The 20,581-nt window shown below is 70.3% G+C and carries 19 protein-coding genes; 13 read left to right on the forward strand and 6 right to left on the reverse strand.

All coding sequences use genetic code 11. The features are described 5' to 3' along the window. Window positions 1-89 precede the first annotated feature (89 nt). On the reverse strand, window positions 90-1,115 hold the full coding sequence (locus ACN6LB_RS40135; protein ID WP_445030186.1) for an SMP-30/gluconolactonase/LRE family protein: 1,026 nt from the start codon (window positions 1,113-1,115) through the stop codon (window positions 90-92). Between the two features lie 146 nt (window positions 1,116-1,261). Continuing rightward, window positions 1,262-2,041, reverse strand: a complete 780-nt coding sequence (locus tag ACN6LB_RS40140) for an MBL fold metallo-hydrolase (RefSeq protein WP_445030187.1) — start codon at window positions 2,039-2,041, stop codon at window positions 1,262-1,264. A gap of 128 nt (window positions 2,042-2,169) precedes the next feature. On the opposite strand from ACN6LB_RS40140, the gene ACN6LB_RS40145 reads away from it, so the two are divergent. The 12 genes from ACN6LB_RS40145 (at window position 2,170) to ACN6LB_RS40200 (ending at window position 14,549) form a co-directional block, all read left to right on the forward strand. Beyond that, a complete protein-coding gene (locus ACN6LB_RS40145) occupies window positions 2,170-3,078 on the forward strand; it encodes an AraC family transcriptional regulator (RefSeq protein ID WP_445030201.1) in 909 nt (302 codons plus the stop codon). Window positions 3,079-3,287: 209 nt separating this feature from the next. Then, window positions 3,288-3,887, forward strand: a complete 600-nt coding sequence (locus ACN6LB_RS40150) for an acyltransferase (protein ID WP_445030188.1) — start codon at window positions 3,288-3,290, stop codon at window positions 3,885-3,887. Between the two features lie 257 nt (window positions 3,888-4,144). After that, window positions 4,145-5,317, forward strand: coding sequence for a hypothetical protein (locus tag ACN6LB_RS40155; protein WP_445030189.1), 1,173 nt, complete (start codon window positions 4,145-4,147; stop codon window positions 5,315-5,317). Continuing rightward, window positions 5,314-6,084 (forward strand): WecB/TagA/CpsF family glycosyltransferase, encoded by a 771-nt coding sequence (locus ACN6LB_RS40160; protein WP_356137374.1) that lies wholly within the window; start codon window positions 5,314-5,316, stop codon window positions 6,082-6,084. The genes ACN6LB_RS40155 and ACN6LB_RS40160 overlap by 4 nt, the downstream gene beginning before the upstream one ends. After that, window positions 6,084-7,343 carry a nucleotide sugar dehydrogenase gene (locus tag ACN6LB_RS40165; RefSeq protein ID WP_356137372.1) on the forward strand — a complete coding sequence of 420 codons (1,260 nt, stop codon included), beginning with the start codon at window positions 6,084-6,086 and terminating at the stop codon, window positions 7,341-7,343. Before ACN6LB_RS40160 ends, ACN6LB_RS40165 begins: the two co-directional genes overlap by 1 nt. Before the next feature lie 4 nt (window positions 7,344-7,347). Further along, window positions 7,348-8,463, forward strand: a complete 1,116-nt coding sequence (gene wecB, locus ACN6LB_RS40170; protein ID WP_445030190.1) for a non-hydrolyzing UDP-N-acetylglucosamine 2-epimerase — start codon at window positions 7,348-7,350, stop codon at window positions 8,461-8,463. 52 nt (window positions 8,464-8,515) lie between these two features. Then, on the forward strand, window positions 8,516-9,379 hold the full coding sequence (locus ACN6LB_RS40175; RefSeq protein WP_445030191.1) for a Wzz/FepE/Etk N-terminal domain-containing protein: 864 nt from the start codon (window positions 8,516-8,518) through the stop codon (window positions 9,377-9,379). Beyond that, window positions 9,342-10,913: a lipopolysaccharide biosynthesis protein gene (locus ACN6LB_RS40180; protein ID WP_445030192.1), complete on the forward strand. Its 1,572-nt coding sequence runs from the start codon at window positions 9,342-9,344 to the stop codon at window positions 10,911-10,913. The genes ACN6LB_RS40175 and ACN6LB_RS40180 overlap by 38 nt, the downstream gene beginning before the upstream one ends. A gap of 5 nt (window positions 10,914-10,918) precedes the next feature. Then, window positions 10,919-12,046: a hypothetical protein gene (locus ACN6LB_RS40185; protein ID WP_445030193.1), complete on the forward strand. Its 1,128-nt coding sequence runs from the start codon at window positions 10,919-10,921 to the stop codon at window positions 12,044-12,046. After that, window positions 12,043-12,855 (forward strand): glycosyltransferase family 2 protein, encoded by an 813-nt coding sequence (locus tag ACN6LB_RS40190; protein ID WP_445030194.1) that lies wholly within the window; start codon window positions 12,043-12,045, stop codon window positions 12,853-12,855. The genes ACN6LB_RS40185 and ACN6LB_RS40190 overlap by 4 nt, the downstream gene beginning before the upstream one ends. A gap of 39 nt (window positions 12,856-12,894) precedes the next feature. Further along, entirely contained in the window at window positions 12,895-13,572 is a 678-nt protein-coding gene (locus ACN6LB_RS40195; protein WP_445030195.1) for a class I SAM-dependent methyltransferase, read from the forward strand. Continuing rightward, a complete protein-coding gene (locus tag ACN6LB_RS40200) occupies window positions 13,566-14,549 on the forward strand; it encodes a class I SAM-dependent methyltransferase (protein ID WP_445030196.1) in 984 nt (327 codons plus the stop codon). Before ACN6LB_RS40195 ends, ACN6LB_RS40200 begins: the two co-directional genes overlap by 7 nt. Before the next feature lie 39 nt (window positions 14,550-14,588). Here ACN6LB_RS40200 and ACN6LB_RS40205 read toward each other — a convergent pair whose 3' ends face one another. From ACN6LB_RS40205 to ACN6LB_RS40215, 3 genes are all read right to left on the reverse strand, one after another. Next, on the reverse strand, window positions 14,589-15,698 hold the full coding sequence (locus ACN6LB_RS40205; RefSeq protein ID WP_445030197.1) for an acyltransferase family protein: 1,110 nt from the start codon (window positions 15,696-15,698) through the stop codon (window positions 14,589-14,591). A gap of 82 nt (window positions 15,699-15,780) precedes the next feature. Beyond that, window positions 15,781-16,680, reverse strand: a complete 900-nt coding sequence (locus tag ACN6LB_RS40210) for a glycosyltransferase family 2 protein (protein ID WP_445030198.1) — start codon at window positions 16,678-16,680, stop codon at window positions 15,781-15,783. Further along, window positions 16,677-18,719, reverse strand: coding sequence for an O-antigen ligase family protein (locus ACN6LB_RS40215; protein ID WP_445030199.1), 2,043 nt, complete (start codon window positions 18,717-18,719; stop codon window positions 16,677-16,679). Before ACN6LB_RS40215 ends, ACN6LB_RS40210 begins: the two co-directional genes overlap by 4 nt. A 68-nt stretch (window positions 18,720-18,787) precedes the next feature. Between ACN6LB_RS40215 and ACN6LB_RS40220 the strand changes: the two genes are divergently transcribed. Further along, a complete protein-coding gene (locus ACN6LB_RS40220) occupies window positions 18,788-19,459 on the forward strand; it encodes a hypothetical protein (RefSeq protein ID WP_445030200.1) in 672 nt (223 codons plus the stop codon). A 17-nt stretch (window positions 19,460-19,476) separates the two neighbouring features. Here the strand turns inward: ACN6LB_RS40220 and ACN6LB_RS40225 are convergent, their stop codons facing one another. Beyond that, window positions 19,477-20,523, reverse strand: coding sequence for a glycosyltransferase family 2 protein (locus ACN6LB_RS40225; RefSeq protein ID WP_356137346.1), 1,047 nt, complete (start codon window positions 20,521-20,523; stop codon window positions 19,477-19,479). Window positions 20,524-20,581 lie beyond the last annotated feature (58 nt).

Here is a 20,581-nt window from a genome sequence, read left to right on the forward strand (position 1 = left end):
GAGGACGGTGCTGCCGCTCGTGCGCGACGGGCCGGCGCCGCACGGTCGTTGCGGCACCGGCACCGATGGGGTGCGCTGTGCCGACCGCGTCAGCGGCCGAGGTGGGCGACGAGCAGGTTGGGGTCCTTGTTGGTGAGGTACGCGGCGCTGGGGACGTACACCTTGCTGCCGTGGACCGCGATGGACGTGGGGGTCTGAAGGCCGTCGGCAGCGGTGAGGACGGCGGTGTGGGTGCCGTCGGGGCGCACGAGGTCGACCTCGTTGTCGTCGCGGGCGGCGAGGAGGGTGTCGCCGTGACCGGTGAAGGAGAAGTCGTCGATGGACGGCATGCCGGTGGCCCGGACCTGGATCCTTCCGGCGGTGCCTCGTGCGGTGACGGGGATGCGCAGAACTGTGCCCTTGTCGAGGTTGGTGGCCCAGACGGCTCCGTTGTGCAGCTTGAGACCGTTGGCACCGGCGAACGTGCTGGGCTCGAGCTCTGTGCCCTTGGCCCAGACGGTGGTCTCGCCGCCGTGTTCGGGCACGCGGTAGACCACGCCGTGCACGGAGTCGGTGACGTAGAGCTTGCCGGTGCGCCGGTCGAGAGCGAGGCCGTTGGGCAGGCCGTCGGCGGGCAGCGCGGCGATGCGGTGCGGTCGGCCGCCGGGGCGGACGGCCCAGATGCCGGTGAGGTCGGCGGTACCGGTGGCGTAGGCGACGTAGAGGGTGCCGTCGTCGCCGCGGGCGATGCCGCCGACGAACGCCTTGCCCAGGTTGGGGGTGGCGGCCTTGGCCGGGGCGGGCAGCGTGGCCAGGACGTGCGGCCGGCCGCCCGGGGCGACCCGGACGATCTGCCGGGCGAAGGAGAAGGTCAGATACGCCGTTCCGGTGCGGTCGACGGTGATGTTCTCCGGCTGCTGGGAAGCCGCCAACTTGAAGTGGTTGGTGATGTGCGGCCCCGAGAGGGGCTCGGTCGCCGCGCCGTCGGCGGGCAGCGGAGCCCTGTGATGCGGGACGGCTGTATGGGGTGCACCCCCGTCGGCGGCAGCCAGGGCCGGGGCGGCGCCACCCAGTACGAGGAGTGAGGCCACCGCGACGGCTGCCGCACGAGAACGGGGGAGGCTGGTGTGGGACATGGTGGATCTCCATGCGGGGTGCGAAAGCGACTCGATCTTGGGCGATCAACGACCTGGGGCAATGAACAGAGAAGAAATGAACAGAGAAGATGCGAGCCGCACGAACCGCCCCGGTTCCGCGGCGCGGTGGCACACGCCGACTGCGCTCAGTTGTCGGCCGGGAAGAGGGACCGGTTGGCGATGTCGATGATGAACGGGCCGACGTGCGCGGGGTATCGGTCCACGATCGCCTTCTTGTACGCCTCGCCGTCATCGCCGAGGAGTTCGCGGGCGTCGGCGAGGTAGCGGCGGACGTCCTCGTAGACTTCCGGGCCGGTGGGAAGGCCATGGCCGGCGAGGATCGTGTCGTAGCCGGACTCGGCGGCCAGCGCGTCGACGGCCTGCTGCCAGCCGGTGATGTCGTTGTTGCCCAGGTAGAGGTGGACGTCGTTGTAGACGAGGTCCTGGGCGACCAGGACACCCTGCTCGGGCAGCTTGATGAGCAGTTCGTCGGCGGCCTCACCGCCGGAGAGCGCCTCGAAGACGAAGGGGACGCCGTCGATGACCTCGGTGCCGGGGACGATGTCCACGGACGGGGTGAAGTCGGTGAGGGCGATGACCATGCCGGTGGGCAGGTGGCTGTCGCCGCGCGCGATGATCTGCTCGCGCACCTGCGGGAGCGCGTGGACGGGGACGCCGAAGCGGGCGGCTCCGTTGTAGTGGTCCGGGTGGGCGTGGGTGACGACGAGCCGGTCGAGCGGCTTGCCGAGTCCCTTTGCGTACGCGATGGCTTCGTCGGCGTAGGCGGGGATCAGCTGGGCGTCGATCGCGATGATGCGGGCCGGGGTCTCGATCAGCTGGGTGGTGGTGTGGAAGGTGTCGGACGGGGACATGTAGCTGTGGATGCGGACCGCGCCCTTGTCGAGGACCGTGACCGTGCCGTTCATGGGAGTGCTCCTTGAGGTACAGGCGGCTCGGCACCGCCTTGGCGTCTTCTACTCTCGCCGCGAAAGCGCAGGCAGACGAGATACGCTGAAGACGCGGCATGGTAAATCGAGGACATCTGGAGATCGTGATGTTTCCCGCGGACCTCGGAAGCGCCGATCCTGCCCGGGGCGGCGCCATCCTTCGGCTCGACTTCCGTCCGCCCGAGGAGCGGGTCCCCGGCTTCGAGATCATCGATCTGGCCACGTTGCACGAGCGACGTCGCAAGCGGGGAAGACGGACCGACCTGGTGCACCGGGTCGACTTCCACACCCTCACCCTGATCACCGAGGGCAGCGGGGAGCATGCGATCGACTTCGTGACCTACCCCTGCCGCCCCGGCACCTTGTTGTGGGTCAGGCCGGGCCAGGTCCAGCGCTTCCTCCGGCCGGGCACGGCGAACGGCACGCATCTGCTGTTCACGTCGGCCTTCCCACCCCACAGCAGCAGCGCCGACCGGCTCGTGAACGAGTGGTACGGGCCCGGGTGTTGGCAGTTGGGCACGCGTCCCGCGTACGCGGTGCTCTCCACCCTGCTGGGCCAGTTGCGCGCCGAGTACGACCGTCCGGATCAGACCGTGTCCGCGGAGATCCTCCAACTCCTGTTGGCCACCGTCCTGTTGCAGGTCGACCGGCTGCCCCACCCCGAGGGCAGCGGCGACCCGCACGCAGGTGGCGAGGTGTACGCCCGCTTCCGCGCCGAGCTGGAGCGCTCCTACGCCACCACCCGGCGCGCCGCCGACTACGCCCACCGCCTCGGCTACACCGTCAAGACCCTCACCCGTGCCTGTACGACCGCCACCGGCCGGCCCGTCAAACACGTCATCGACGGCCGCGTCGCCCTGGAGGGCCAACGTCTGCTCGCCCACACCGACGAACCGGTGGCGACCATCGCGCGCCGCCTGGGCTTTCCCGAACCCACCAACTTCGGCAAGTTCTTCACCCGCCACACCGGCGTGACTCCAGGCGCCTTCCGCCAGACCCACCAGGGGCAGCAGTGAGGGCGGTCCGGCGACGGAAACCCTCCGAGACCCGCAACGGCACCTTCAGGCCGAGTTGATCGAGCGCCCTGGCCCTCGGGGCGGACGCTGATCAGGTCGGACGCTCCACCGTGCGGCGGATCGGCTGGTCCAAGACCGAGCGCCCGCACTCCCCCCTCGGCTACCTTCCACCCGACGAGAAGGCTCGGCGAGAAGAAAGGTTCAGCCAGATGAGCTTCAGGACCCAGCCGACCGCCCAGGTCGACGAGACGGCCACGATCGGTGACGGAACGACGGTCTGGGATCTCGCCCAGGTACGCGAGGACGCCCGGCTGGGCAGCGGCTGCATCGTGGGCCGGGGAGCGTATGTCGGGCCGGGGGTGCGGATCGGCGACAACGTGAAGCTGCAGAACTACGCGCTGGTGTACGAACCCGCGGTGCTCGGTGACGGCGTGTTCGTCGGCCCGGCGGCGGTCCTCACCAACGACTACTCCCCGCGCTCGGTGGACCCGCTCGGCCGGCTGAAGCGCGGTGGCGACTGGGAGGCCGTGGCAGTGGTGGTGGCCGAGGGGGCGTCACTGGGGGCCCGTTCGGTGTGCGTGGCGCCGGTGCGCGTCGGCCGTTGGGCGCTGGTCGCGGCGGGCGCCGTGGTCACCCGGGATGTGCCCGACTTCGCGCTCGTGGCCGGTGTTCCGGCCCGCCGGATCGGCTGGGTCGGCCGGGCCGGCGTGCGACTGATCGCGCGGGAGGGCGAGCCGGGCGGATGGAAGTGCCCGGAGACGGGCGCGCTGTACGACGAGAAGGATGGCGAACTCATCGAACGGGCGTAACTCCCGAATTCCCAAAACGCCAATCCTCGAACATCTTCAGGCATAACATGTGTGCGATCTGTGCAGACTGTGCGCAGTGAGCACGCGAACCAGTAGTGCCCAGGGGGGGTACCGGGTGGGGACAACTGTGCCTGAAGCGTGGAGTGACAACCGCTGCGGCGTCTGACGTCCGCCTTTCCGCCGCGTGACCATCCGCGACGTGGCGATCACAAGTCTGCTCAAAAACGGACCCACAGGGGGGTTGGTGTGCCCAAACGATGACCATTACACGTCTGGCGGCGCTCGGTCATGAGGAGCCCGCGCTGCTCGCACTCGCCCAACGTCTCCTCAAGGTCGCCGAGTCGGGGCTCGCGCCGATGCTGCTCCCCGGCGGCGAGGCCTTCGCCTTCACCATGGCCGGGCGGAAGACCCCCGGCGGTTCCTGGACCTTGGAACGGCGCGGGACCAGCACCCGGTACGCGGCCATCACCGCGCTGGGTGCCCGGTTCCTTCCCGAGGAGCGCCAGTGCGCGGTGCTCGGAGGGCGCAGTGCCCAGGAGTTCACGGGTCTGCTGGTCGAGGCCCTGCCCGGGGTGACCAATCTCGGTGACGCGGCGCTCATCGCCTGGGCCGCCGCCGAGACCGGGCACCCCAAGCTGTCCGACGCTCTCGCCCGGGTCGATGCCCTGGACGAGGAGGGCCGGCCCCAGTACACCGTCGAGGCGGCGTGGGTGCTGTCCGCCCTCGCGGCGGCGCGCGGCACGGTCGACGTGGAGAGACGTTTCTCCGGAGCCCGCGACCGTCTGCTGCGGTCCCGCATCGGGGACAGTCCGCTCTTCCCGCACGCCACCGGGCCGGGCCTGGTGCCCTGGTACCGGGCGCATGTGAGCTGCTTCGCCGACCAGACGTACCCGCTCCAGGCCCTGGCCCGCGCACACGCCGGCGCGGACGGGGGCGGCGACCCGGAGGCGCTGGCCGCGTCCGAGGCGTGCGCGGCGCGCATCTGTGAACTGCAGGGCGAGGGCGGGCAGTGGTGGTGGCACTACGACGCGCGCACCGGTGCTGTCGTGGAGGGCTACCCGGTCTACAGCGTCCACCAGCACGCGATGGCGCCTACCGCCCTGTTCGATCTCGCCGACGCGGGCGGCAGCGATTTCGGCGCGTCGATCCGCAAGGGCCTGCGCTGGATGACGGACGTGCCCGAGCTGGCCGAACGCCCCGAGAACCAGGAGCCGTTGATCCTCGACGAGCTCGGCGCCACCTGGCGCAAGGTCTACCGGGGCGACCCGAAGAAGGCCGTACGCGCCGCCCGAGGACTCGGCACCCGAGTGGCTCCGAACCTCCGGCTGAAGTTGCTGGACCGGGTCTACCGCCCGGTCTCCGTGGACCGTGAATGCCGGCCGTACGAATTCGGCTGGATGCTCTACGCCTGGCAGGGGGGCCAGATATGACGGAGCGTCAGTCCCTGTTCGGGATCGAGCTCGACCCGCTGACCATGGACGAGACCGTGGAGCGCTGCCTCGAAGCGGTCCGCGATGGCAGGCAGCTGGAGATCGGGGTGGTCAACGCCGCGAAGCTCGTGAACATGCGGCGGGACGACCGGCTCGCCCGGGCCGTGGCCGGCTGCGATCTGGTCCTCGCCGACGGCCAGGCCGTGGTCTGGGCCGGCCGGGTGCTGCGGGCCCCGCTGCCGGAACGGGTGGCCGGTATCGATCTGTTCCTGCGGCTGCTGGCCGAGGCGGAATCGGCGGGCATGTCGGTGTACTTCCTCGGCGCCAAGGAGGAGGTGCTGGAGCAGATGCTGCGCCGGGTGGCCGACCGCTTCCCGGGTCTGAAGGTGGCCGGCAGCCGCAACGGCTACTTCGACGATGAGCAGCAGGAGTCCATAGCCGGCGCGATCGCCGACAGCGGCGCCCAGATGCTGTTCCTCGGCATGACCTCACCCAAGAAGGAGATCTTCACCGCCGCGTACGGCGAACGCACCGGAGCCCGCGTCGTGCACGGGGTCGGCGGTTCCTTCGACATCCTGGCCGGGGTCACCAAGCGGGCCCCCGAGTCCTGGCAGCGGTGGGGAGTCGAGTGGCTCTACCGCGCACTCCAGGAGCCGCGCCGCCTGGGGCGGCGCTACCTCACCACCAATGCTGCCTTCCTCCTCATGACGGCGCGCGAGTTCATCCGGCTCACCCCGTCGCCCGCTTCCGCGAACAGGAGTCACTGATGCGCGTCGTCGTGGTTGGACAGGGATACGTCGGCCTCCCACTGGCCATCCGCGCCGCGGAGGTCGGACACGAGGTGATCGGCTACGACGTCGACGCCCGGCGGGTCAAGAGCCTTGCCGCCGGTGAGTCCTTCGTGGAGGACGTCTCCTCCGAGCGGATCCGCGCGGCACTGGACCGCGGCGCCTACCGCCCGAGCGAATCGGCCCGTGACTGCGCCGGTTTCGACATCGCCGTCGTGACCGTGCCGACCCCGCTGCACGAGGGCACCCCCGACCTCCGGTACATCCAGGAGTCGGCGATCACCCTGGCCCGGTATCTGCGCCCCGGCGCCACCGTCGTCCTGGAGTCGACCACCTATCCCGGCACCACCCAGGAGCTGTTCGCCCCGATTCTGGAGGACGGCTCGGGCCTGACCGCGGGGGCCGACTTCCACCTCGGCTACAGCCCGGAACGGATCGACCCCGGAAACGCCGTGTGGGGTTTCCAGGAGACCCCGAAGGTCGTGTCCGGCGTCAACGAGGCGTCACTCAAGGCCGTTCAGGACTTCTACGCGCAGCTCGTCGACACCACCGTGCCGGTGAGATCGCCGAAGGAGGCCGAACTCGCCAAGCTCCTCGAGAACACCTTCCGCCATGTGAACATCGCGCTGGTCAACGAGATCGCGATGTTCGCCCACCACCTGGACATCGACGTCTGGCAGGCCATCGACGCCGCCTCCACCAAGCCGTTCGGCTTCATGAAGTTCACGCCGGGACCGGGCGTAGGGGGCCACTGCCTGCCGATCGACCCCTCGTACCTGTCCTGGCGGGTGCAGCGCGAACTCGGCCAGAGCTTCCGCTTCGTGGAGCTGGCCAACGACATCAACAACCACATGCCCGAGTACGTGGCGCGCCGTATCAGCGATCTGTTCAACGAGAGACGTCGCTCCGTGAACGGCTCGCGCATCCTGCTCCTCGGCCTGGCGTACAAGAAGAACACCGGCGACGCCCGCGAGTCGCCCGCCCTGCGCATCTCCCAACTGCTGCTCGACATGGGAGCCCAGGTCAAGGCGGCGGACCCGCACGTCGTCGAGAGCCTGCCGGTGGACACCCGGCTGGTGCGGGTCGAGCCCGCGCCGGAGGAGCTGGCGGCGGCCGACGTGGTGGTCCTGCTCACCGACCACGACAGCTTCGACTACGAACTCATCGCCGAACACGCCCCGTTCGTGCTCGACTGCCGACGGCGGCTGCCGTCGGGACCCACCATCGAGGTGCTCTGAACCCATGCCGCGCATCATCTGTGTCGCCGGGGCGCGACCCAACTACATGAAGATCAAACCGGTGATGGACGCCCTGGAACGCCGGGGCGCCGAGGTGATCCTCGTCCACACCGGCCAGCACTACGACCCGGCCATGAACGACGTGTTCTTCGCCGACCTCGGCATCCGCCCGCCCGACCGCTTCCTCGGGGTCGGCTCGGGCACCCACGCCGAGCAGACCGGACGCGTGATGACCGCGTTCGAGCCACTTCTCGGCGAGGTGTCCCCGGACATCGTCGTCGTGGTCGGCGACATCAACTCCACCCTGGCCTGCGCCCTGGTCACGGCCAAGGCCGGGCCGCTGCTCGCGCACGTCGAGGCCGGTCTGCGCAGCCGCGACTGGAGCATGCCGGAGGAGGTCAACCGCGTCGCCACCGACCGGGTCAGCGACTACCTGCTGGCCCCCTCGCCCGACGCCGCCGAGAACCTGCGCGCGGAGGGGTACCGGGACGACCAGATCCACCTCGTCGGCAACGTCATGATCGACACGCTGCTGACCAACCTGGAACGGGCCAGGGCCTCGGACGTCCTCGGCCGGTTCGGCCTGACCGCGGGCGAATACGGTCTGGTCACCCTGCATCGCCCGGCCAACGTGGACGACCCCGAAGTCCTCGCCGGACTCCTGAAGGCCCTGGGCGAGATCGCCGGCCGTTGCCCGCTCGTGCTGCCCGTGCACCCGCGCGCCGCCGGACGGCTGGCGGACATCGGCGTCCCCGGCGGCATCCGGCTCGTACCCCCCGCCGGATACCTGGACTTCATCGCCCTGCAGGACTCCGCCCGCCTCGTGCTGACCGACTCGGGCGGCATCCAGGAGGAGACCACCGCCCTGGGCGTGCCGTGCGTGACGCTGCGGGACAACACCGAGCGGCCCATCACCGTCGAGCAGGGCACCAATGTGCTGGCCGGCCGGGATCCGGCGCGCATCGTGACCACCGTGCACGGGGTGCTGGACGCTCCGCCCGCGCCGCGCCGGCCCGAGCTGTGGGACGGCCGCGCGAGTGACCGAATCGCCGAGGTGCTGCTGGGAGGAGGCACGGCGAGCACACGGCCGAGACCCACCGACCAAACTCTCCCCATATGATCCGCTTGCAACATATGCTCGTCGAACATCAGGTCGCTAGGGGGGGACCACCATGGATCTCGCTGAGATCTTCCGGGTCATGCGCAGGCGTTGGTACGTCCTGCTGCCCGGACTGCTGCTCACCGTCGGTCTCGCGGTCGCCGTGACCGTGGTGGTTCCGGTCACCTATCAGTCCCAGAGCACAGTGGTTCTGCTGAACTCCCAGAAGGCCACCGTGGCTTACGACGGCAACCCCTTCCTCAGCACCCAGACCTCGCTCACCGGCATGGCCGACAGCCTGGCCCGCAATCTCAACTCCGATGTCTCCGTCCGGGAGCTCAAGTCCCGTGGCGCGACCGGCACGTTCGCGGCCAAGCTCGCCGACAACGCCCAGGGGCCGCTCATGTGGCTCACCGTCACCGGCACCGACAAGGCCGCCGTCCTGGCCTCGGACCGCATCCTGACCACGTACGCCAAGGAACGGCTGGAGCAGTTCCAGAACCAGCAGTCGGTCGCCCAGAAGGCCATGATCCGCATGACCACCATCGTGGCCCCGCAGAACCCGGTGGCGCAGACCAAGACGCGGCTCGAGTACATGGTCATGGCCGGAGGCCTGGGCTTCGTACTCACCATGGCCGCCGCCTTCTACGTCGAGGCGCGCAAGCGGTCGCACAAGCCCGAGCCCGGCGCGAAGGTCCGGCGCACCGTGCCGGAGCAGGAGAGCACCGCTCTCCTGCCGTCGGCCGGGGAACCGGTCGTGGACGAAACGCTTGCCATCCGGCGGCCGCCCAGCTGGTCGCGGTCCGCCGAGGACGGGTCGGCCGCCGCCGAGTCCAAGGCACCCCAGCCCGTCATGGCCGTGGCGTCCGCCGCCGAGCCGCTCGATGAGGAGTCGACTCATGGACACCGCCCGCACACCGGCCGGCGAGACCGCTGAGTCGAGCGACGCCCCCGCTCCTCCCGCTCCCGAACCCCCCGCTTCTCCCTCGCCTTCTCCCTCTCTCGGCACGAAGGTCCGCTCGGCGGCCCGGTGGAGCCTGATCAACACCGTCGTCATGCGCCTGGGCAACTTCGCGACCGGCATCGTGCTGGCGCGCTTCGCCCTGGGACCCGCGGAATGGGGCGTGTACGGCATCGCCCAGACGGTACTGCTGGTCCTGCTGTCCGCGAACGAGCTGGGCGTGGGCCTCGCCATCGTGCGCTGGGAGGGGGACGCGCGGAGGTTCGCGCCGACCGTGCTGACCCTCAGCGCCCTCTCCAGCGGCCTGCTCTACGTGGCGCTGTTCGCGGCGGCACCGACGGTGGCCGGACTGCTGGGCTCGCCGGACGCCGCGGGCGTCCTGCGGGTGATGTGCCTGTGCGTGGTGATCGACGGCGTGGCACAGGTGCCCGGCGGGTTCCTCACCCGTGAGTTCGCCCAGGGCAAGCGGATGCTCATCGACGGACTCAACTTCGTGATCAGCACCTCGGTGACGCTGCTGCTGGCCTTCGAGGGCTGGGGCGCGATGAGCTTCGCCTGGGGAGCCGTGGCGGGGAACGTCGTGACGCTGATCGGCTGCGGTCTCGCGGCGCCGGGCACCCTGAAGTTCGGCTGGGACCCCGGACAGGCCCGGGCACTGCTCAGGTTCGGACTTCCGCTGGCGGGGGCGAGCATGCTGGCCCTCGCGGTGGTCAACGTCGACACCATGGTGGTGGGCGCGACGCTGGGCAACGTGTCCCTGGGCTTCTACGTGCTCGCCTTCAACATCTCCGGCTGGCCGGTGCGGATCATCTCCGAGGCCGCCCGCCGGGTCTCCTTCGCCGGATTCTCCCGTCTGGCGGAGTCCCCGCAGGCGCTCGCCCAGGGCTTCAGCCGCGCCCTGGGCGTACTGATCACCGTCACCGTCCCGCTCTGCGTACTGCTGGCCGGCCTCGCGGAGCCGATCATCCACCTGGTCTACGGCGGCCAGTGGGTGCCCGCCGCCGCGGCACTGCCCTGGCTGATGGCCCTCGGCCTGATCCGCATCGGCAGCGAACTCGCCTACGACTGCCTGGTCGCGATCGGACAACGCCGGTCGCTCTTCCTGGTGCAGGGCCTGTGGCTGGCGGCCCTGATCCCGGTGCTCCTCCTCGCCGCCCATCTCAACGGCATCGTCGGAGTCTCACAGGCCCATGTCCTGGTCGCCGGCGGCATGGTGGTGCCCGTCTTCCTGTTCGCCCTCAGCCGCGGAGGCATCGGCGTCGGCCGGATCGCCAGGGCCTGCGCGTGGCCCTTCCTCGGCGGGGCCGTGATGGCCGCGATCGTCCTCGGCCTGGAGCGCCGCTTCGGCGACGGCCGGATCGCGCTCCTCGCCATCGGCACGATCGCCCTGGCCGCCTACGCGGTGTGCGTACTGCCCAGCCGCGACTTCCTGCGCGGCGTCGACCGCACCCACCGCGGCCGGCACCGGTCGCCCGCACCGGTCCGGCCGACCCAACAAGACATGAGGTGAACCGGATGTTACGGCGTACCAGCCGGAACTCGCTCGCGGGGCTGCTGCTTGCGGCCCTGCTGGCGGTCGTCGGCGTGGCCTGCTCGGGATCGGACAAGTCCGCCTCGCCGCAGGGCCGGCCCGCGTCGTCGCACTGCCCGGACGACGCACCGACCTGCCCGGCGAGCGGATCCTCGCCGTCACCGAGCGCCGGTGCATCGACCGCGGTCGGCGAGGCGACCGCGAAACCCAGCACCTCGCCGTCCGCGACGGGGAGGGCCACCTTGTCGGCGAGCGCGAGCGGCGCGTCCGACAAGCCCGCGGCCAAGGCCGCCTGCGCCTCTCCCCGCGCCTGCGGCTTCCCCGACGCCGACACCACCGGCCCGCGCATCCCCCTCACACACCACAAGACCGGCTACAAGGCCATCCGCACCAACGGGATGGTCATCCGGGGATGGGACCTCGCCGGCTCGCTCGACATCTACGCGAACAACGTCACCGTCATCGACACCAAGATCACCTCGGACAGCTGGTGGGGCGTCAACCTGCGCCCCGGCTACAGCGGTCTGCGGGTCCTGCACTCCACCATCACCGCAGTGCCCGGCAAGGGGCCGGACAACGGCGGCGTGGACTACGCGGTGTCGAACATGGCGACCAGCTCCGTCGAGGTCGGCTGGTGCGACGTCTCGGTGTTCGGCGACGCCCTGGCCATGGGGCAGGGCAACCTGCACGACAACTACGTGCACGACCTCGCCCCGTTCATCAACCGGGGCGGCGAGTGGCAGCACACCAACGCGGTGATCAGCAGCGGCGGCAACACCGGCCGTCTGGTCATCCGCCACAACACCCTGCTGAACCCGACCAGCCTCAAGGAGGGCGCCTCGGGCAGCATCGGCCTGTTCGCGGACACCGGAGTGGTCCGCAATGTCACCGTGGACCACAACTGGATCGCCGGCGGCGCGTACGCCCTCTACGGCGGTGACACGGGCGCCACCGGGATCAAGGTCACCGACAACGTCTTCTCGACGCAGTACCACCGCAACTCCGGCGGATACGGCGTGGTCGCCCACTGGAACGAGGGCGGCGCCGGGAACGTGTGGAGCAACAACCGGATGTCCGACGGTCGTCCGGTCACCCCGGAGCCGTCCTCGTGAGCGGCATCCTGGTGCGCCGTGTCACGCGGGCGCCCTGGACGCTGCTGAAGGCGGCGTTCGGCTGGCTGGTGCTCTTCGAGACCAGGAACAAGATCCTGCTGGCCCCCTCCGCCGTGCGACTGCGCCGCGTCGAGGACGCCGAGACCCGGCGGCTGGCCTCGGTTCTGCCCTCGCCGCCCTCGGCCCTGGTCGCCACGGTGATCGCCACCCACCGACGCCCGGAGGCGCTGCGCGCCGCGGTGCGCTCGGCCCTGGACCAGACCGTTCGCGACCAGGTGGTCATCGTGGTCGACGACGGCGCCGGACTGCCCGAACTCCCCGACGATCCAAGGCTGTTCGCCGTCTCACTGGCGGGCAACACCGGCGTGGCGGGCGTCGTGCGCAACGTGGGCATCCGCCTCACCCGCTCGCGGTACGTGGCGTTCCTGGACGACGACAACCTGTGGGAACCCGACCACCTGGAACGGGCGCTTGCGGTCCTGCAGTCCCCCGGCGGACCCGACGGCGTGTACACCGCGCTGCGCCGGGTCCTGCCGGACGGAAGCGAGAAGGACGTCCTTTCGGTGCCCTACGACCGGCGCCGGGCCGCCCGCGAGGCCTTCCTCGACACCAACGCCTTCGTCGCCCGCCGCACCCGCTCCCTCCACTTCAGCCGTCTGCGCCGGACACCGGAGGTGCTGCCCCGGGAGGACTGGGAGCTGATCCGCCGCTACGGGCGCGGGCACCGGGTGCTCCATGTGCCCCACCCCACCGTTCGGTACCTGATGAACCCCGCCAGCTTCTACACGCAATGGCACCGGCCCAGTTGACGTGCTCTCCTTCCGCTCCGACCACAGGTGGTTGATCCCATGGCCCGCTCCCGAGCCCTCAGAAACAGATTCGTCGACGCACCCGGCTCACTGGGCGAACGGCTGCGCATCTCCCGCTGGGAACGGTTCCGGCGCTGCTTCCCCGGCATCGAGAACATGAGCGTCGTGGACCTCGGCGGGACGGCCGAGATGTGGCTGCGTGCTCCGGTGCGCGCCAAGCACGTCCACCTGATCAACCTGGAGGAACACCCCGCCGAGCTGCCCACCTGGATCACCGCGGAGAACGCCGACGTCACCGACCCGGCTGTCGCCGCCGAACTGAGCGGCAAGGGCGGCTACGACCTGGTGTTCTCCAACTCGACCATCGAGCACGTGGGGGGCCACAGCCAGCGGCAGAAGTTCGTCTCCGCGGTCGAGCAACTGGCTCCACTGCACTGGATCCAGACGCCGTACCGCTACTTTCCCGTCGAGCCGCACTTCGTGGCGCCCGGCTTCCAGTTCCTGCCCCTGGCCGCCAGGGCCCGTCTCGTACGGCACTGGCCGCTCGTCCACAGCCGCCCCGACAGCCCGGAGTCGGCGATGAACGCCGTGATCAACATCGAGCTGCTGACCCGCACCGAAATGCGCTACCTGTTCCCCGCATCGGTGCTCCTCAGCGAGCGGGTGCTCGGAGCGCCGAAGTCCCTCATAGCCGTAAGAACGGAGGCCGCATGCTGAACAACCTCATCAACAGACATGACGCGGACCGGCTGCTGCGCAAGGTGCGGAAGCTGGAACTCGACCCGGTGCTCGCCAAGTTGCGCGTACGCGGTGGCGCACGGGTGGTCCAGCACTGGTCCCGGGTCGACCCGTCGCTGACCGAGTGGTGGGCGATCCCGGCGGTCGTCAAGCGGTGGAACCTGCTGATGACCGGCGACGAGGGCACCTCTTTTCCCGAGTACGTCGCCGCGAAGCACTTCGCGCCCCGCACCGATCTGCGCGGCCTGTCGCTGGGGTGCGGCACCGGCGGAAACGAGCTGCTCTGGGCGAAGACCGGCGCGTTCGCTCTCCTGGAGGGCGTGGACGTGGCGCAGCAGCGCATCGACTTCGCCACCCGCGCCGCCGCCGAGAACGGTCTCGACGACGTGCTGCGCTTCCGGGTCACCGACGTCAACCGGATGGCCGCGGACGGGGAACGCTTCGACGTCCTGCTGGGCCTGCAGTCGCTGCACCACTTCGACAACCTCGACGAGACCCTGCCACGTCTGTCCCAACTGATCGAGCCCGGCGGGATGTTCGTGATCGACGAGTTCGTCGGGCCCACCCGCTTCCAGTGGACGGACGGTCAACTGGAAGCGGCGAACGCTCTGTTGGCCCAGTTCCCCGAGGAGCGGCGGCGGCTGGCCGACGGCCGGATCAAGCGCCGTGTGGTGCGGCCCAGCAGGCTGTCGATGGTGCTGGACGACCCCTCGGAGGCGGTCGACGCGGCGGCACTGCTGCCGGGCCTGCGGCGCCATTTCGACGTCGTCGAGGAACGGCCGTACGGCGGCACGGTGCTGCACATCGCGTTCTCCGGGATCGCGCACAACTTCCGTGACCAGGAGCCTGAGACGCTGGCACTGCTGGACCGCTGTTTCGCGGCGGAGGACGCGGCGCTGCCGGAGGTGGGGCACGACTTCATCGCGATGGTGTGCCGGCCGAGGAGTGCGGGCTAGGGGCCTGCTTTCCGCGGCGGCCGACGGGCCACCCCCGCCTCAGGCGGGGTGGCGCGTTCTCCGACGTCCTAGGCGCCGCATCATGGGCATCTCGACGAACCGGTGCATGAGCCCCGCGAGCACCATGGAGAGGGCGAGCATTGCGAAGATGAGCGTCCATGCCTTCGCCGGCCCCGAACCCTGCGCGTCGAGCCCCCGCATCACATCCACGATCACGGACTGATGGATCAGGTAGAAGGCGAAGGAGATCTCTCCCAGCCACACCGCGGACCGGCTCCGCCACACACTCCGCTTCCCCTCGACGTCGGCGACGGCCACGGCAGGGATGAGCAGCGCGAAGGGGATCACGGTGACGGCCGACGTCTCCGCGTCCGGCGGGAAGTACGGCGTCACGGCATACGCGACGACGAGGAGCAGGGCGATGGACCACACGGGAATCCGCGGCCAACGCCCGCTCTTCACGACGAGCGCCATCAGGATCCCCAGCACGAACTCCAGCAGGCGGACCGGCGGGAAGATGTAGACGAACCAGTAGTGCCGCTCGGCGGGCAGGAACGTCGCCGCTGCGGGCACCGCGAACACGGCCGCCACGCACACCGCGGCACTCGCCCACAGCCGCTGCGGGCGGATGCGGCCGAGCACCGGCAGCAGCGCCGGGAAGAGGGCGTAGAAGAACGCCTCGCACGCGAGCGACCAACTGACCGAGTTCGCGCCGAAGTAGACGCCCGGGTCCGGCCACCACGCCTGGACGAGCCCCAGGTTCGCCGCTCCGACGAGGAACCCCACCGCGTGGCCGGTCGCGTAGAGCCCGACGACGGAGATGACGAAGGCCACGACGTAGTTCGGGTAGATCTTCGCCGCTCGACGCCGCCAGAAGGCGCGAGCGGTGTCTCCCGGCCGTGCCGACCATGTCAGGACGAAGCCGCTGAGGACGAAGAAGAACGAGACGCCCACCGCTCCGGCACCCGCCGTGCGGGCGAACGCGTGCTGCGTCGACGACGTGGCCAGCAGCCCCGATATCGAGATGTGGAAGCAGAAGACGAGGAAGGCAGCGACGAACCGGAGCCCCGTCAGCGAGGGGAGCCTCGATCCGTCGGTCAGCGTTCCAGCGGGCCTGTCCGATCTGTCGGTGACCTTCACTGCACTCATGAACCCCCCTGAGCCCCGTAAGAAGAAGAGACGGCCCGGCGCTCCGCGCGCAGCGCCGCGATGTGCCGAATCACGTGCGCGATCACGGCCCTGGCGTGGCGCGCAGGGCGCCCGGCCGGGCGAGGGCGGCGGCGGCCGCTCGGCTGGCCGGTCGGCCGAGCGCGGCGCGTGATGTCTCCCGGAGCAGCACGGCGGCACGGAAGACGGCCGTGGCGAGCGGGCCGTGCCTTCGCCGGTAGAGGCGGACGCGGTTGAGGGTGAGGAGTGTCCACAGACGGGGCGACACCTGGGAGTCACCTCCCAGGTGAACGGCCTCGGCCGACGGCTCCAGTCGGGTGGCGTATCCGCGGTCCCGTGCCCGCAGGCAGTACTCGGTCTCTTCCGAGTAGAGAAAGAAGGACTCGTCCCACGGGCCGCAGGCCGCCAGGCAGTCGGCCGCGATGGCCATCAGCGCACCGGTCGCCCAGTCCGCGCGCGTGGGCCGCTGATACGCGGCGGGGTCGGTGACGAGCTCGCTCAGAGGCGGGAAGCGCCCGGCCCTGGTGTTGCCGATCACGGCTTCGCCGAGGGCCCGGAGCACGCTCGACTCACGGCGAAGCGAGTGATGCGGGGTGTCCCTGCCCTCTTCGTACAGAAGGGGTACGGCGATGCCGACTCCGTCCCCGAGTCCGTCCACGAGACGTTTGGCGCAGCCCTGCCGCATCCGGATGTCGGGGTTGCAGATGAGTACGGCCCCGTATGTACCGGCCGCACCCAGCGCCGCGTTGACCCCGGCCGCGTACCCGGCGTTGCGGCCGGTCTGTACGACGGTGGCGTCGGGGGCCAGCTCCCGGAGAACGTCGACGGTGTCGTCGGCGGAGTCGTTGTCGGCGACGACGAGCCGCCAGTCGAGGCCGGCCATGCCGTCGGGCAGCGCGGCGAGGAACCCGGGCAGCACCGAGGCGCTGTTCCAGGTGACGACGATGACGGCGACGGGACTCATCGGGACTCCACGAGTTGGGGGAGCTCGGCTTCGGACGCCCTTTCGGGGTCGGAAGCCTTGCGGGGGGCTGGGTTCGCGGCGGCGGCCGCCTCACGGCGGATGAAGCCGAGGTAGCTGCCGCCGGCGCCCAGGGTGAGGAAGAACATCCCGGCGTACATGGGGAAGCTGAGCGCGTCGAAGGTGGCGCTGATGACCAGGGCGACCAGGGCCGAGGCGAGGAAGGCCTGCCCGAGCTCGCGGTCCGATTCGGTGCGGGCGAGCCGGCGGATGGCACCGCCCTGGTGCATCCCGGTGATGAACAGGACGAGCAGCGCGACCAGTCCCAGGGCGCCCGTCTCGGCCAGGGTCAGCATGTACTGGTTGTCCGTGAAGAAGTACAGGTCGGGGGTGAAGGTGCCGAATCCCCTTCCGAACCAGGGGCGTTCGCTGAGGTAGGGGACGATCGCGCTGTACTTCACGGTGCGCGCCTGGGTGCTGCTGTCGGAGTTGGACAGGAAGCTGGCGAACAGGTTGGTGATGGTTCCGATCAGTCCGGGGATGATCACCTTGAAGCCGGCCACCGAACCCAGGATGATGCCGATCGCGGCCCAGCGGCGCTGCGGCTTCCAGCGGGGCACCATCACCAGGATCGCGATGAAGGCGCCGATGATGGACGTCCGGGACACGGTCAGCGGAAGGGCACCTGCCATGATCGCCACCGGGGCCCAGCGCCTCAGCGCGCCGGCGTGCCGGCGCACCGGGTCGAACGCCTGGTGGACGGCGAAGGGAACGAGGATGGCGAGCATCCCCCCGAACTCCAGCGGATGGGCCGTGGTGGAGCGGGGTCGGGTGAACGAGCCGCGGTCCATGGCGCTCATCCCGGCGGAGTTGGAGTGCAGGCCGGGGATGTGGATGGAGTCGGCGATGTTGGTCGCGGCGAAGAAGTCGTAGTAGCCGATCAGGGCGACCACCGTGCCGAGGACGACGAGCCGGCGCATCAGGGTCTCCAGCCGGCTGCGGTCCTGGATGCCGGCCGAGGCCAGCACGACCAGCGCCACCCACACCCCGAGCCCGATGATCCCCCGGTCGGCTCCGAGCACCTCCTCGTGCGAGCTGCTGCGGATCGCGGCGGCGAGGTACGACAGCAGTACCGCGGCGGCGAGCAGGCACATCGCCACGCGGGGCAGCCTGGTGCCCTTCGCCGGGAGGATGCGGCCGCCGAGCCAGGTCGCGAGGTACCAGAGAAGTCCCAGCAGGGCGAAGACGTTGGCCGGGGTGCCGACGCCTCCCAGCGCGGGCAGGGTCAGGTTCGACGGGACGAAGAACGCCAGCACCAGATAGCCGGTGAGGATCGTCGTGGCGTCCAGTCTCCGCACCAGCAGGCCCCTGGGCCGCTCGGGAGGCCGGGCACGATGGCGCCGGGGAACGTATTCGGCCAGGGCGCGTCCGCGCCGGCGTACCACCGCGACGCCTTCGGCCAGGATGGACAGCAGGAACGCGCTGACGACCCCGATGATGACGACCGACGCGATGCCCTGGTAGCGGCCCTTCGACTGCGGGACGGGTGTCTGCGGCAGGACGACCGGCGCGGTCTGCACGGCGTACACCTTCGGCACCTTGGAGGCCGCCTGCAGGGCCTTCAGCTGCTCCCCGGTGAAGTTGGTGAGGGTGGCGGTCTCGCGGAGCACCTTCGCCCGGTCGGTTCCGGTGACACTGAGGGTGAGCAGCGGGCTGTCGGCCTGCGGCGCGAAACCGACCGTGTACTGGTCCGTGACGCCGCGGGAGTGCAGTTCCTTGGCCGAGTCGCTCGACTGGAGCGTCCTGATCAGCACGTCGGCCGTGACGACCAGCGAACCGCCCGCGTTCGACAGGGGGTTGCCGAAGGTCGGGGCCAGTTCGGCGATCGCCGTGGAGTCGAGGAGTGTGACGGAGCTCTGCGACTCGTAGGACACCGGGATGGTCCGGTACAGATACCCGCCCGCGAGCAGACTGAGCAGGGTGAGGGGCACCATGAAGTACCAACGCCTGCGCATGATCGCCAGGAGGTCGGCAAGGCTCATGAGAACTCCCTTTCGGTGGCGGCTCGCTGCGGCGCCTGCGAGGATCGGGGGCGACGGAAGGAATCCCTGTGTCGCCTCGTGACGTCGCCGAAGCGCTGCTCCGCCGCTGGTACGTACTGCTGCTCGCGCTCGCGCTGACGGCCGCCGGAGCGTACAAGGTGCTGCACTCCGCGCCGCAGTACCTGAGTTCGGCGGTGGTCGTCCTCAAACCGCCCGTGACCGGAAACCAGCCGAATCAGTTGACGAACCTCCAACCGCCGCTCGCCACGCTCTCGTACGGGGTCATCCAGCAGCTCGAGTCGCCCGCCGGGCGCAAGGAGCTGGACTCCGCCGGTGTGCAGGGGTCGTTCCAGCTGATCCCGCGCAACAGCGGCACCAGCGCGACGCCGCGCTATCTGATCCCCTCGGTGCAGGTGCAGGCGCAGCGGGCCGGCGCCGTCGAGGCCGACAGGGCGGTCAGCCGGATCATCGAGGTCTACACCAAGCATGTGACGGACCTGCAGGACGCGCAGCGGATCGCCCCCGGGTCGCGGATCAGCGCCTCCGTCCTGGTCGCGCCGAGTGCCGCCCCGGTGCAGGGCACCAGAAGCCGCGCCCTGGCAGGTACGGCGCTGCTGGGCGGGATCTTCGGGATTCTGGGCGCCCTGTGGTGCGACCGGTACGCGCTGCGGCGCCGGAAGCGCAAGGACGGCACCCCGGAACCGGTCCGCCGCACGGCAGGGGTTCCGGTGGCCAACTGAGCTGAACCGATCACGCATCAGACACCGCGGCGCTTCCACGACTCCCACCACAGCCACTCCCGCCCGCGCTCGGCGACGGCCGACCACACCAGGGGCTGCAGGTACGGCATGGCCTTCGGCCCGATCCGTCGGCGCAGCCGCAGTGCGCGGTACTCGGGCAGCGCGGCGTATCCGGGCAGGCACTGTTCCGCGAACGCCACGCATTCGTCGACCGGTACGACGCCGGTACGGCCCCGGTCGTAGGCGCGGTAGGCCCGGCGCAGGGCATAGCGGGCGAGTCGGGTGTGGACCTGATCGGCCAGCCGGTCGGCGTGGGGCAGCCGGTCGGCGCACTTGTCGAGGACCGAGTCGAAGGCGACGAGGCGCTGGCGCAGGTCGTCGAGTTGGCCGCCGAAGTCGACGGTGGACATGTTGTTGCCGTGGACGCGGTAGAAGGCCTGGTCGGCGCCGCGTACGTAGCCGACGTCGGCGTGCGCTGCGAGCCGCATCCACATCTCGATGTCGCCGGCGTGGGGAAGGGCGGGGTCGTAGCCGCCGACCTTGCGCTGGAGGCTTGTGCGCACGACGACTTCGGGTGAGGTGATGCAGCCGGTGCCCTCGCGGAAGCGGCGCTCCAGCCACCACTGGCCGGGGTGCACGACCGAGCCGGTGCTCTGCGTACGGGCCTTCGGCAGCGGTCCGCCGTGCTGGAAGCGCAGGGGGCGCCCGTAGGCGAACCCCGCCTCGGGGTGGGCGTCCAGAAGCCGGGCGGCCCGCACCAGCGCGCCCGGGACCAGCCGGTCGTCGGCGGACAGGAGGGCCACGTAGTCGCCGTCGGCCCATTCCAGGAGGCCTTCGTTGTACGTGGCGATGTGGCCCTTGTTGGTCTCGTGGACGTGGACCTCGATCCGCGGGTCGGAGGCGGCCAGCTTGAGCGCGACCTCCGCCGAGTCGTCGGGCGAGGCGTCGTCGATGATGAGTACCCGGACGTCAACGCCGTCCTGCTCGTCCAGGACGCTGCTCACGCAGTCGGCGAGGAAATGGCCGTACTTGTAGCAGGGGATCACAACACTGACGCTGCTCATCGGTGGGGAAGCCAATCCCCGTCGATGGTCCGCACCCGGCCGGGTGCGGACCATCGAC

Source organism: Streptomyces sp. SAS_270, assembly GCF_052543295.1.

Bases quoted from the DNA above. Each gene is read 5' to 3' on its own strand.
- ACN6LB_RS40165 (WP_356137372.1), top strand. From the start codon at position 6,084: ATGCGCGTCGTCGTGGTTGGACAGGGATACGTCGGCCTCCCACTGGCC.
- ACN6LB_RS40135 (WP_445030186.1), bottom strand. From the start codon at position 1,115: ATGTCCCACACCAGCCTCCCCCGTTCTCGTGCGGCAGCCGTCGCGGTG.
- ACN6LB_RS40150 (WP_445030188.1), top strand. From the start codon at position 3,288: ATGAGCTTCAGGACCCAGCCGACCGCCCAGGTCGACGAGACGGCCACG.
- wecB (WP_445030190.1), top strand. From the start codon at position 7,348: ATGCCGCGCATCATCTGTGTCGCCGGGGCGCGACCCAACTACATGAAG.
- ACN6LB_RS40180 (WP_445030192.1), top strand. From the start codon at position 9,342: ATGGACACCGCCCGCACACCGGCCGGCGAGACCGCTGAGTCGAGCGAC.
- ACN6LB_RS40175 (WP_445030191.1), top strand. From the start codon at position 8,516: ATGGATCTCGCTGAGATCTTCCGGGTCATGCGCAGGCGTTGGTACGTC.
- ACN6LB_RS40140 (WP_445030187.1), bottom strand. From the start codon at position 2,041: ATGAACGGCACGGTCACGGTCCTCGACAAGGGCGCGGTCCGCATCCAC.
- ACN6LB_RS40225 (WP_356137346.1), bottom strand. From the start codon at position 20,523: ATGAGCAGCGTCAGTGTTGTGATCCCCTGCTACAAGTACGGCCATTTC.
- ACN6LB_RS40195 (WP_445030195.1), top strand. From the start codon at position 12,895: ATGGCCCGCTCCCGAGCCCTCAGAAACAGATTCGTCGACGCACCCGGC.
- ACN6LB_RS40145 (WP_445030201.1), top strand. From the start codon at position 2,170: ATGTTTCCCGCGGACCTCGGAAGCGCCGATCCTGCCCGGGGCGGCGCC.
- ACN6LB_RS40215 (WP_445030199.1), bottom strand. From the start codon at position 18,719: ATGAGCCTTGCCGACCTCCTGGCGATCATGCGCAGGCGTTGGTACTTC.
- ACN6LB_RS40185 (WP_445030193.1), top strand. From the start codon at position 10,919: ATGTTACGGCGTACCAGCCGGAACTCGCTCGCGGGGCTGCTGCTTGCG.
- ACN6LB_RS40155 (WP_445030189.1), top strand. From the start codon at position 4,145: ATGACCATTACACGTCTGGCGGCGCTCGGTCATGAGGAGCCCGCGCTG.
- ACN6LB_RS40200 (WP_445030196.1), top strand. From the start codon at position 13,566: ATGCTGAACAACCTCATCAACAGACATGACGCGGACCGGCTGCTGCGC.
- ACN6LB_RS40210 (WP_445030198.1), bottom strand. From the start codon at position 16,680: ATGAGTCCCGTCGCCGTCATCGTCGTCACCTGGAACAGCGCCTCGGTG.
- ACN6LB_RS40160 (WP_356137374.1), top strand. From the start codon at position 5,314: ATGACGGAGCGTCAGTCCCTGTTCGGGATCGAGCTCGACCCGCTGACC.
- ACN6LB_RS40205 (WP_445030197.1), bottom strand. From the start codon at position 15,698: ATGAGTGCAGTGAAGGTCACCGACAGATCGGACAGGCCCGCTGGAACG.